General features: G+C 60.5%; 8 protein-coding genes. All 8 read left to right on the forward strand.

Going from position 1 to position 12,257, the window contains the following annotated elements; all coding sequences use genetic code 11:
* Nucleotides 1-294 precede the first annotated feature (294 nt).
* Nucleotides 295-888 carry a transcriptional regulator BetI gene (gene betI / locus ICA16_RS10120; RefSeq protein WP_042561476.1) on the forward strand — a complete coding sequence of 198 codons (594 nt, stop codon included), beginning with the start codon at nucleotides 295-297 and terminating at the stop codon, nucleotides 886-888.
* 108 nt (nucleotides 889-996) lie between these two features.
* A complete protein-coding gene (gene betB, locus ICA16_RS10125; RefSeq protein ID WP_150617797.1) occupies nucleotides 997-2,469 on the forward strand; it encodes a betaine-aldehyde dehydrogenase in 1,473 nt (490 codons plus the stop codon).
* 238 nt (nucleotides 2,470-2,707) lie between these two features.
* Nucleotides 2,708-4,411, forward strand: coding sequence for a choline dehydrogenase (gene betA, locus ICA16_RS10130; protein WP_210700516.1), 1,704 nt, complete (start codon nucleotides 2,708-2,710; stop codon nucleotides 4,409-4,411).
* A gap of 380 nt (nucleotides 4,412-4,791) precedes the next feature.
* Nucleotides 4,792-6,234, forward strand: a complete 1,443-nt coding sequence (locus ICA16_RS10135; protein ID WP_210700517.1) for a TldD/PmbA family protein — start codon at nucleotides 4,792-4,794, stop codon at nucleotides 6,232-6,234.
* Entirely contained in the window at nucleotides 6,234-7,571 is a 1,338-nt protein-coding gene (locus tag ICA16_RS10140) for a TldD/PmbA family protein (RefSeq protein ID WP_210700518.1), read from the forward strand. The genes ICA16_RS10135 and ICA16_RS10140 overlap by 1 nt, the downstream gene beginning before the upstream one ends.
* 199 nt (nucleotides 7,572-7,770) lie before the next feature.
* Complete coding sequence (mdtD, locus tag ICA16_RS10145; protein WP_150617801.1) at nucleotides 7,771-9,198, forward strand: multidrug transporter subunit MdtD; 1,428 nt, start codon at nucleotides 7,771-7,773, stop codon at nucleotides 9,196-9,198.
* Nucleotides 9,199-9,512: 314 nt separating this feature from the next.
* The gene (dbpA, locus tag ICA16_RS10150) at nucleotides 9,513-10,898 is read left to right on the forward strand and encodes an ATP-dependent RNA helicase DbpA (protein WP_210700519.1); all 1,386 of its coding nucleotides are present in this window, start codon (nucleotides 9,513-9,515) and stop codon (nucleotides 10,896-10,898) included.
* A gap of 145 nt (nucleotides 10,899-11,043) precedes the next feature.
* The gene (locus ICA16_RS10155) at nucleotides 11,044-12,222 is read left to right on the forward strand and encodes a BaiN/RdsA family NAD(P)/FAD-dependent oxidoreductase (RefSeq protein ID WP_210553496.1); all 1,179 of its coding nucleotides are present in this window, start codon (nucleotides 11,044-11,046) and stop codon (nucleotides 12,220-12,222) included.
* Nucleotides 12,223-12,257: the final 35 nt, after the last annotated feature.

A 12,257-nucleotide genomic window follows, 5' to 3' on the forward strand; every position in this document is an offset into this window, starting at 1 on the left:
CGAATCGCTTTCGTGGCCGAAGGTGTCCGGACGTTCATCCGAAACCTGGCCCCGAGCGTCTTGCCCTTTCAACACGTCCTTCGAATCGCGAACCGCGCCATGCCCCATACAGGTTTCAAGCATTTTCGGATGTCGGTTTTATCGCCACATACACGTAGGAAAAAGCTGTAGGCAGCGACGATTTGTCGCAGATCTTATTCTTTGTTGATTGAACGTTCAATCAAAACAAAATAGACTGGCCCTCAATCCGATAAGCGTTATTCGCCCGTCGGAAGGCCTAAGGAGATGTGCAAGATGCCCAAGGTCGGTATGCAACCCATCCGCCGCCAACAACTGATCGAAGCCACTTTGCAGGCGGTCGATCAGGTCGGAATGGGGGACGCCAGCATTGCGCTGATCGCCCGTTTGGCCGGTGTCTCGAATGGCATCATCAGTCACTATTTTCAGGACAAGAATGGCCTGATTGCCGCCACGATGCGGTATCTGATGACCGCCCTCAGCGAGAGTGTCACCGCACGTCGTCAGGCGTTGGCAGATGACAGCCCACGGGCGCATCTGCAGGTGATCATCGAAGGCAACTTCGACGCCAGCCAGGTCAATGGCCCGGCAATGAAAACCTGGTTGGCCTTTTGGGCCACCAGCATGCACCAGCCGTCTTTGCACAGGTTGCAGCGGATCAACGATCACCGCTTGTATTCCAACCTGTGCTGCCAGTTCCGCCGTGTGTTGCCGCTCGAAGATGCGCGCAGCGCCGCCCGCGGTCTGGCAGCCCTCATTGACGGGTTGTGGTTGCGCGGCGCGCTGTCGGGAGACGCTTTCGACACAGCGCAGGCGCAACAGATCGCTTACGAATACATGGATTTCCAATTGGCCAAGCAGGTGAGCTAGAGCACTCGAAAAAAGCTCGGCCCCTGAACTGTCACCGATCAGCGATGCCACAGCTACATGGCTCACCCGGTGACCAACGCCAACCACTTATGCACTTGCGAGGACACTATGGCCCGTTTCGAACTGCAAAAACTCTACATCGATGGCGCTTACTCCGACGCCTCCAGCGACGCCACCTTCGAAGCCATCAACCCGGCGAACGGTGAAGTCCTCGCACAAGTACAACGTGCGACCAAAGAAGACGTCGAGCGCGCTGTCGTCAGCGCCGAAAAAGGCCAGAAAATCTGGGCCGCGATGACCGCCATGGAGCGTTCGCGCATCCTGCGTCGTGCCGTCGACATCCTGCGCGAGCGCAACGATGAACTGGCTGCCCTGGAAACCCTGGACACCGGTAAAGCCTTCTCCGAAACCAAGTACGTCGACATCGTCACCGGCGCCGACGTGCTGGAATACTACGCAGGCCTGGTACCCGCCATCGAAGGCGAGCAGATCCCGCTGCGTGACACCGCATTCGTTTACACCCGTCGCGAGCCGCTGGGCGTTGTTGCCGGTATCGGCGCGTGGAACTACCCGATCCAGATCGCCCTGTGGAAATCCGCTCCAGCGCTGGCCGCCGGTAACGCGATGATCTTCAAGCCAAGCGAAGTCACCTCGCTGACTACCCTGAAACTGGCTGAAATCTACACCGCAGCCGGCGTTCCGGATGGCGTGTTCAACGTACTGACCGGCAGTGGCCGTGAAGTCGGCACCTGGCTGACCGAGCACCCGCGCATCGAGAAAATCTCGTTCACCGGCGGCACCGACACCGGCAAGAAAGTCATGGCCAGCGCTTCGGCATCGTCCCTCAAAGACGTGACCATGGAACTGGGCGGCAAATCCCCGCTGATCATCTTCGACGACGCCGACCTCGATCGCGCCGCCGACACCGCGATGATGGCCAACTTCTACAGCTCCGGTCAGGTCTGCACCAACGGCACTCGCGTGTTCGTGCCGAGCCACCTGAAAGCCGCTTTCGAAGCCAAGATCGTTGAGCGCGTAGCGCGCATCCGCATCGGCAACCCGGAAGACGAAAACACCAACTTCGGTCCACTGGTGAGCTTCGCGCACATGGAAAGCGTGCTGGGCTACATCGCCAAGGGTAAAGAACAAGGTGCCCGCGTGCTGTGTGGCGGCGAGCGTCTGACCGACGGCGAATTCGCCAAAGGCGCGTTCGTGGCACCAACCGTGTTCACCGACTGCACTGACGACATGACCATCGTTCGTGAAGAAATCTTTGGCCCGGTCATGGCGATTCTGTCGTACGAGACCGAAGAAGAAGTGATCCGCCGCGCCAACGACACCGACTTCGGCCTGGCCGCCGGTATCGTCACCAAAGACCTGAACCGTGCGCACCGCGTGATTCATCAGCTCGAAGCCGGTATCTGCTGGATCAACGCCTGGGGCGAGTCCGACGCAAAAATGCCGGTCGGCGGTTACAAGCAGTCGGGTGTTGGCCGTGAAAACGGGATCAGCTCGCTGAACAACTTCACCCGCATCAAATCGGTACAGGTCGAGCTGGGCGATTACGTCTCGGTGTTCTGATCTGACTCAGAGTCTGGATGGGGCCTTTGTGGCGAGGAGATTCATCCCCGCTGGGCTGCGAAGCAGCCCCCCTCCAGACACTGCAGTTCTCCAGATAGATCTCAATCGCTGATTTCAGGACTGCTGCGCAGCCCATCGGGGATAAATCCCCTCACCACAGGGGATTTTCTCCTCATCACAGGCTTTTTGCAGGGTCCCGGCGATCTCGACCTGACCAACTTCAAAGAGGGTGCATTCAATGTCCCAAGAATTCGATTACATCATCATCGGTGCCGGCTCGGCCGGTAACACCCTGGCGACCCGTCTGACTGAAGACGAAGGCGTCACCGTTCTGCTGCTCGAAGCAGGCGGCCCGGATTATCGTCTCGATTTCCGCACGCAAATGCCGGCCGCACTGGCGTTCCCGCTGCAAGGTCGTCGCTACAACTGGGCTTACGAAACCGATCCAGAGCCACACATGGACGGTCGCCGGATGGAATGCGGTCGCGGCAAAGGCCTCGGCGGCTCTTCGCTGATCAACGGCATGTGCTACATCCGCGGCAACGCGATGGACTACGACAACTGGGCCAAGCTGCCGGGCCTTGAAGATTGGGACTACCTGAACTGCCTGCCGTACTTCCGCAAAGCGGAAACCCGTGACATCGGCCCGAACGATTACCACGGTGGCGAAGGCCCGGTCAGCGTGACCACGCCTAAGGCTGGCAACAACCCGCTGTTCCACGCCATGGTTGAAGCCGGCGTGCAGGCCGGTTATCCGCGTACCGAAGACTTGAACGGTTATCAGCAGGAAGGCTTCGGCCCGATGGATCGCACTGTAACGCCGAACGGCCGCCGTGCTTCCACCGCCCGTGGTTACCTCGATATCGCTAAAAAGCGTTCGACCCTGACCATCGTCACCCACGCCCTGACCGACAAGATTCTGTTTGAAGGCAAGCGTGCCACTGGCGTGCGTTATCTGGTGGGCGACGCTGAAGAGCGCGTTGAAGCCAAAGCCCGCAAGGAAGTCCTGCTGTGCTCCGGCGCCATCGCCTCGCCACAGGTGCTGCAGCGTTCCGGCGTAGGCCCGGCAAAACTGCTGGAAAGCCTCGACATCCCGGTCGTTCACGACCTGCCGGGCGTCGGTGAAAACCTGCAGGATCACCTTGAGCTGTACCTGCAATACGCTTGCACCCAACCGGTTTCCCTGTACCCGTCGCTGCTCTGGTACAACCAGCCGGCCATCGGTGCCGAGTGGCTGTTCAACGGCACCGGCATCGGCGCCAGCAACCAGTTCGAGGCCGGCGGTTTCATCCGTTCGCGTCCGGAATTCGAATGGCCGAACATCCAGTACCACTTCCTGCCGGTAGCGATTAACTACAACGGCAGCAACGGTGTGAAAGAGCACGGTTTCCAGGCGCACATGGGTTCCATGCGTTCGCCGAGCCGTGGCCGCATCCAGGTGAAGTCCAAGGATCCGCGTCAGCACCCGAGCATTCTGTTCAACTACATGGCCACCGAGCAGGACTGGCAGGAATTCCGTGACGGCATCCGCCTGACCCGTGAAATCATGCAACAGCCGGCGCTGGACCAATACCGTGGCCGTGAAATCAGCCCGGGTATCGATGTGCAAACCGATGAGCAGCTGGACAAGTTCATCCGCGAACACGCCGAGACCGCGTTCCACCCGTCCTGCTCGTGCAAGATGGGCACCGACGAGATGGCTGTGGTCGATGGCGAAGGCCGCGTGCATGGCATGCAGGGTCTGCGAGTGGTCGATGCGTCGATCATGCCGATCATCACCACCGGCAACCTGAACGCGCCGACGATCATGATCGCCGAGAAAATCGCCGACAAGATCCGTGGCCGCCAGCCGCTGCCGCGCAGCACCGCCGACTACTACGTAGCGGGCGATGCGCCGGTGAAGGGCAAGGCGATGCGTGATATCACGCCTGCTGCTCAGTAATACTTGATACCGCGTCACGGCTAATCGCTGGCAAGCCAGCTCCCACAGGGTTTTGCGTCGTTCACAAATATTGTGCTCACCAGTAAACCTGTGGGAGCCTGACTTGATACCGCGTCACGGCTAATCGCTGGCAGGCCAGCTCCCACAGGGTTTTGCGTCGTTCACAGATAATGTGGTCACCGAGAAACCTGTGGGAGCCTGGCTTGCCAGCGATGAGGCCCTACAATTCAACACCCCCTCCCCCTGATTCACAGTAAAACCCCCTACACCCCCTCTTCACTTGATCCTACCCCCACGCAGGCCTACTCTAGGTCTCGCGCAATCGTTTCACCCCTCCCCGCCGTCGCTTTACCGCTTCCCCCTAACAAGGAGGTTCCCGAATGTTCGATTTCCACCCCCAGCTCAAGCAGCGCTTCGCTGCCTTGCGCACGGGCGCTGAGTTCTTTTCCCTGCGGTATGTACGCGAGTCCGGCCAATACCTGTCGGTGCGCAAGAACGTTGCCGAGCCGCCGAGCCTGAGCCGCGACGAAGGTGCGATGCTCACGGTGCGGGTCAACGGCGTCGAAGCCTACGCTGCGACCAATGACCTCTCGCAACAAGGCCTGCAAGCCGCCCTTGAGCGCGCCGAACAGCAGGCCCGGCGGCTTAAGCCCCACGCCTTGCTCGACCTGCGCGATCAACCGGTCTCCAGCGACCGCGCGGATTACTTTTCGCCCAATCTCGAACAACCCTTCCCGTCCCTGAGCGAATGCTTTGAGCTGCTCGGCGCGGAATCCGCCTCGGTGCCAAAGGATGAGCGCCTGGTGAATTGGGAAGTCAGCATTGGCATCACCCACGTCGAACAGATCTATCTGAGCAGCGCCGGCGCCGAATTGCGCCAGGCCCAGCGCTTTGTCTACCCGAGCCTCGACGTCACCGCCTACGACGGCAACGACAGCCAGACTCGCAGCCTCGGCCGCGAGAACTTCGGCCAACAAGGTGGCGCAGACGTGATCAGCCGTTGCGGCCTGATCGGTGCCGGCCCGCAAGTCGCTGATCAGGCGCTGCAACTGCTGCTCGCACCGAACACCCCGCAAGGCCCGCGCGACCTGCTGCTGATGCCTGACCAGATGATGCTGCAGATCCACGAATCCATCGGTCACCCGCTGGAACTCGACCGCATCCTCGGCGACGAACGTAATTACGCCGGTACCAGTTTCGTCAAGGCGTCTGACTTCGGCAGCCTGCAATACGGCTCGAAACTGCTCAACGTGACGTTCGATCCGGGCATTCCCGAAGAACTCGCCAGCTACGGCCATGACGACGACGGCAGCAAAGCCAGCAAACAATTCCTGATTCGTGATGGTCTGCTGCTGCGTCCACTCGGCGGTGCGCTGTCGCAGTTCCGTGCCGGGATGGACGGCGTCGCCAACAGCCGCGCCTGCGGCTGGAACCGTCCACCGATCGATCGCATGGCCAACCTCAACATCGAGCCGGGCGATCAGCCGCTGAACAAACTCATCGAAGGCATCGAAAACGGCATCCTGATGAGCACCAACCGCTCATGGTCGATTGACGATGCGCGCAACAAATTCCAGTTCGGCTGCGAATGGGGACAGTTGATCGAAAACGGCGAACTCAAAGGCGTGGTCAAGAATCCCAACTATCGGGCGATTTCCGCGCACTTCTGGAAAAGCCTGCGCGCCGTCGGCGATGCCAACACCGTCAAGGTGCTCGGCACGCCGAACTGCGGCAAGGGCGAACCGAACCAGGTGATCCGCGTCGGCCACGCTTCGCCGGCCTGCGTATTCAGCAACATTGATGTATTTGGGGGAGACGCCTGATGAGCATTTCGAAGAGTCAGTCCGACGCCTTCAAGGACATGGTCGATTGGCTGCGCGACAGCGTCCGTGAGCCGGAACAGTTCACCCTCAGCTACGCCGCTGAATCTTCGGCGTTCGTGCGCTTCAATCACGCCAAGGTGCGCCAGGCCGGGCAGGTGCAACAAGCCAATATCGTCCTGAAACTGATCAACGATGGTCGCCACGCCGACCTGCAAGTCACCCTTTCCGGCGATCAGGAAGGCGACCTGCAGCGGCTAGCCGAAGGCCTGCAGCAACTGCGTGAAACCCTGCCGCTGCTGCCGCAGGATCCGTATCTGCTGCTCAACCACAATGGCTGGCAGAGCAGTAAAGTGCAGGATCATCCGCTGCCGGATACCGAGCAAGTGGTCGACGAAATCTGCGCCGCCGCTGAAGGTCTGGATCTGGTCGGTTTCTATGCCGCAGGCCCGATCAGCCGTGGTTTCGCCAGTTCCTCAGGCGCGTTTGGCTGGCATCAGGCCAACAGTTTCAACTTTGACTTCAGCCTGTTCCATGAGAACGGCGAAGCGGTGAAGGCCAGCTACGCCGGGCACGACTGGAGCAGCGAAGGCTTCACCAAGCGCTTCCAGCAGGCTCGCGAACAACTGGAGTTTCTCGGTCGCCCGCTGCGCACGTTGCCGCCGGGACAGTACCGCGCCTATCTCGCGCCAGCCGCGCTGGAAGAAATCATGGGCATGCTGAGCTGGGGTGGTTTCTCCGCGCAGTCGATTGCCAGCAAGAGCAGCCCGCTGCAGAAGTTGTATGTCGGCGATCAGGCGTTCAGTCCGCTGGTGTCGCTGGATGAGAAAGTCAGCGATTCGCTGAGCCCGGCGTTTTCCGGCGAGGGTTATCCGCGCAGTGATTTGCGCCTGATCATCGAGGGCAAGGCTGGAGATCAGTTGGTCGGTTCGCGCAGCGCGGCCGAGTATGGTCTGACGGCCAACGGTGCCAGCGGTGGTGAATCACCGAGTGCGCTGAACATGGCCGCCGGGGACTTGCCACAAGCGGAGATTCTCAAGCAGTTGGGCACCGGGCTGTACATCAGCAATCTGTGGTACCTGAACTTCTCGGATCAACCGGCGGCACGCATGACCGGCATGACGCGCTTCGCGACGTTCTGGGTCGAAAACGGCGAGATTCAGGCGCCGGTCAGCACCATGCGATTCGACGACAGCGCCTACAGCCTGCTGGGTTCGCAGCTGGAAGCGTTGACGACCGAGCGAGAGTTGCTGCTGTCGGCGAGCACGTATAGCCAGCGCAATACTTCGTCGGCGTTGCTGCCGGGAGCGTTGGTGAGCCGGTTGACTCTGACGTTGTAAACACGCTACTCCCCAATACACAGGGGCTTGAGTACGGGCCTCTGTGGCGAGGGGATTTATCCCCGATGGGTCGCGCAGCGGCCCCAAAAAATGGGACTGCTGCGCAGTCCATCGGGGATAAATCCCCTCACCACAGGGACCGTTACCACAGGGTTCCATGTAGTACATGAATTTGGATTAACCACCCACCAGAGGTTCCATGCCAGACCGCCCGCCTCTCGACGCCATCACCGCCCGCTGGTTGCCGTGGGTCGTCGCCATTGCGTTTTTCATGCAGTCCCTCGACGGGACCATCCTCAACACCGCCCTGCCGGCCATGGCCCGGGATCTGGCTGAAGACCCCTTGCGCATGCAGGGCGTGGTCATCGCCTACATGCTCACCGTGGCCCTGCTGATCCCCGCTTCCGGCTGGATAGCGGACCGTTTCGGCACCAGGAAAATCTTCTTCGGCGCGATCCTGCTGTTCAGCATAGGCTCACTGCTCTGCGCCTTGTCGAGCACCCTGAGCATGCTGATCGGCGCTCGGGTGATTCAGGGACTGGGCGGTGCATTGATGTTGCCGGTCGGGCGACTGGTGGTGTTGCGCGCTTATCCGCGATCCGAGCTGGTGCGGATCATGGGGTTCATCACCATTCCCGGATTACTCGGCCCGCTGCTCGGCCCGACCATGGGCGGCTGGATGGTCGAATACCTGACGTGGCACTGGATCTTCCTGATCAATCTTCCGGTGGGTGTCATCGGCTGCTACGCGGTATGGAAATTCATCCCCGATCTGCGCGGCAGCGAACGCACGCGCTTCGACAGCCTCGGTTTCCTGTTGTTTGGCGCGGCGATGATTCTGATCACCATCGCCATGGAAGGCCTCGGCGAATTGCATTTGCCGCACTTGCGAGTGATGTTGCTGCTGTTCGCTGGCTTCGCCTGTCTGGCCGCGTACTGGCTGCGCGCGGGGCACATCGAGAATCCGTTGTTCTCACCGTCGCTGTTCAAGACCCGCACATTTGCCGTCGGCATTCTCGGCAACCTGTTCGCCCGTCTCGGCAGCGGCGCGTTGCCGTTTCTGGTGCCGTTGCTGCTGCAAGTGGCGCTGGGTTATTCACCGTCGCAAGCGGGGATGAGCATGTTGCCATTGGCCGCTGCGGCGATGATCGCCAAGTGGGTCGCACGACCGCTGATCGAGCGCCTAGGCTATCGCATCGTGCTTACCGGCAACACGCTGCTGCTGGGGATCATGCTGGCCAGCATGGGCCTGGTCAGCGAGCAGACGCCGTACTGGCTGCTGCTGTGTCTGCTGGCGATTCTCGGCGCGATAAACTCGCTGCAGTTCACCGCGATGAACACCGTGACCCTGATCGACCTCGACGACGCCAGCGCCAGCAGCGGTAACAGTTTGCTGTCGGTGGTCGCGCAGTTGTCGCTGAGTCTGGGGGTTGCCTGCGCCGGTGCCTTGTTGGGCGGGTTTACCGCCGAGGTCGGCAACGACGGTGTCGAGACGGTGCTGGGCGCGTTCCAGTTGACCTTCGTGACGGTCGGGATCATGGCGATGCTGGCTGCGACGATCTTCTCGCAGCTGTCAAAAGAAGACGGCCGGCGCGCAAAACGGCCGCAAGAACACATCGAACATTAATTTGTAATGGGGCTTTTGTGGCGAGGGGATTTATCCCCGATGGGTTGCGCAGCAGCCCCAAAAAGGTTGAATGCGATCGGTCTGATGTACCGGGGGGGGGGTAGATATAAAGGGGGGGGCGCTGCGCGCCCCAACGGGGATAAATCCCCTCGCCACAGATAAATCCCCTCGCCACAACAGCTCCTTTGCCTCAAGTTTCTCACTAGTCAGCAAGGCTCGGGATTGTCGGCTCAATCGCTGTTCGTCCAGAACTTTCGAGGAAAGTGGCACGGGGCTGCTACACTGCGCGACATTTTGTTTTGCAGGCCCGTCCCGTGACCACCATCGCCACCGCTTTTAACACTCTGCCGCTGTCCGCTGCCATGCTGGCTAACCTCGAATCACTCGGTTATGCGCAGATGACGCCGATCCAGGCGCAGAGCTTGCCGGTGATCCTCAAAGGGATGGACCTGATCGCCCAGGCCAAGACCGGCAGCGGCAAAACCGCTGCGTTCGGCATCGGCCTGCTCAACCCGATCAACCCGCGCTACTTCGGTTGCCAGGCACTGGTGATCTGCCCGACGCGCGAGCTGGCCGACCAGGTTGCCAAGGAAATCCGTCGCCTGGCCCGCGCCGAAGACAACATCAAAGTCCTGACCCTGTGCGGCGGCGTGTCGTTCGGCCCGCAGATCGCTTCGCTGGAACACGGCGCGCACATCATCGTCGGCACCCCGGGGCGCATCCAGCAGCACCTGCGCAAGGCTTCGCTGGTACTCGATGGCCTGAACACGCTGATCCTCGACGAAGCCGACCGCATGCTCGACATGGGTTTCTACGACGCCATCGAAGACATCATCGTCAAGACCCCTGAGCGTCGTCAGACCTTGCTGTTCTCGGCAACCTACCCGGTCGGCATCAAGCAGCTCGCGTCGAAGTTCATGCGCGATCCGCAAACGGTGAAAGCCGAGGCGTTCCACGATGACACGCAGATCGAGCAGCGTTTCTACGAGATCTCCCCGGAAGATCGCATGAGCGTCGTGACCAAAGTCCTGCACCACTTCCGCCCGGCATCCTGCGTGGCGTTCTGCTTCACCAAGCAGCAAGTGCAGGAAACCGTTGATCACCTGACTGCCAAAGGCATCTCCGCCGTCGGCCTGCACGGCGATCTGGAACAGCGTGACCGCGATCAGGTGCTGGCGATGTTCGCCAACCGCAGTACGTCGGTACTGGTCGCCACCGACGTTGCCGCCCGTGGTCTGGACATCGATGCGCTGGACATGGTGATCAACGTCGAACTGGCGCGCGATTCGGAAATCCACATTCACCGCGTTGGCCGTACCGGTCGTGCGGGCGAGAAAGGCATTGCCATCAGCCTGGTTGCACCGGGCGAAGCGCACCGCGCACAAGCCATCGAGCAACTGCAAAAGTCGCCGCTGAACTGGGATCAGGTCGACAACCTCAAGTCCCAGGGCCTTGCCCCGTTGCAGCCGCCGATGACCACCCTGTGCATCGGTGCCGGCCGTAAAGACAAAGTGCGTCCGGGCGACATTCTTGGCGCATTGACTGGCGAGGCCGGCATCCCGGGCGCGCAGGTCGGCAAAATCGCGATCTTCGACTTCCAGGCGTTTGTGGCTGTTGAGCGCACCGTGGCCATGCAAGCCTTGCAGCGCCTGAACGACGGCAAGATCAAGGGCCGTTCGCTGCGCGTGCGTATCCTGTAAGAACAACGTAATTCCCTGTAGAAGCTGCCGAAGGCTGCGATCTTTTGATCTTGATCTCAAAAACAAGATCAAAAGATCGCAGCCTCGTTTCACTCGACAGCTCCTACACGGTTGGTTTTGTGGTGACATTTCAGAGGACACCGTTTTGCGCTCTACCGAAGTCGTGATCATTGGCGCTGGCGCCGCGGGTTTGATGTGTGCACTGACCGCCGCCGGGCGCGGCCGTCAGGTATTGCTGCTCGACCATGCGAACAAGGCCGGCAAGAAAATCCTGATGTCGGGCGGTGGCCGCTGCAATTTCACCAACATGTACACCGAACCGAGCAATTTCCTCTCGCAGAACGCGCACTTCTGCAAATCCGCACTGGCGCGCTACACCCAGTGGGATTTCATCGGCATGGTCGGCAAGCACGCCGTGCCGTATCACGAGAAGAAGCTCGGTCAGCTGTTCTGCGATAACAAATCCAGCGACATCCTCGAAATGCTCCTCACCGAGTGCGATCAGGTCGGCGTCGAGCTGCACCTCGACACCTCGATCCAGACTATCGAGAAAGTCGAAAGCGGTTACCTGCTCGACACCACCCTCGGCCAGATCCAGTGCCAGTCGCTGGTGATCGCCACTGGCGGTCTGTCGATCCCGACGTTGGGCGCCACCGGTTTCGGCTACCAAGTCGCCAAACAGTTCGGTCACGACCTGCTGCCGACCCGCGCCGGGCTGGTGCCGTTCACCATCACCGATCAGCTCAAGGAACTGTGCACAGAGCTGTCCGGTACGTCGGTAGATTGTCTGGTCAGCTGCAACGATCAGAGTTTTCGCGAGAACATCCTGTTCACCCACCGCGGCCTCAGCGGCCCGGCGATTTTGCAGATTTCCTCGTTCTGGGAATCCGGCGACACGGTGGAGATCAACCTGCTGCCGGATCACGACGCCGCCAGCTGGCTGCAACAGCAGGTGGCCGAGCGTCCGAACAGCGAACTGAAAACCCTGCTCGGTGAGATCTTCACCAAGAAGATGGCCAATCTGCTGGCGGATAACTGGTTCGTGTCCAAACCGATGAAGCAGTACACCCATGCAGAGTTGGCTGAGATCGCCGACAAGCTGGGCAGCTGGAAAGTGGTGCCGGCCGGCACCGAAGGTTATCGCACGGCAGAGGTCACGCTGGGTGGCGTCGACACCCGCGAAGTGTCGTCCAAAACCATGGAATCGCTGAAAAGCCCGGGCCTGTATTTTGTCGGCGAAGTGCTCGACGTGACCGGGCATCTGGGCGGTTTCAACTTCCAGTGGGCCTGGGCCTCGGGTTACGCGGCTGCGCAGTACGTTTGATCCACGTCTTTCAAATGTGAAATGCAATCCCTGTG

The sequence above is a fragment of the Pseudomonas anatoliensis genome, from assembly GCF_017976235.1.
Taxonomy (GTDB): Bacteria; Pseudomonadota; Gammaproteobacteria; order Pseudomonadales; family Pseudomonadaceae; genus Aquipseudomonas; species Aquipseudomonas anatoliensis.

Coding starts and splice junctions, on each gene's coding strand:
- ICA16_RS10140 (WP_210700518.1), top strand. CDS start 6,234: ATGAGCATTTCGAAGAGTCAGTCCGACGCCTTCAAGGACATGGTCGAT.
- betA (WP_210700516.1), top strand. CDS start 2,708: ATGTCCCAAGAATTCGATTACATCATCATCGGTGCCGGCTCGGCCGGT.
- betI (WP_042561476.1), top strand. CDS start 295: ATGCCCAAGGTCGGTATGCAACCCATCCGCCGCCAACAACTGATCGAA.
- ICA16_RS10135 (WP_210700517.1), top strand. CDS start 4,792: ATGTTCGATTTCCACCCCCAGCTCAAGCAGCGCTTCGCTGCCTTGCGC.
- betB (WP_150617797.1), top strand. CDS start 997: ATGGCCCGTTTCGAACTGCAAAAACTCTACATCGATGGCGCTTACTCC.
- mdtD (WP_150617801.1), top strand. CDS start 7,771: ATGCCAGACCGCCCGCCTCTCGACGCCATCACCGCCCGCTGGTTGCCG.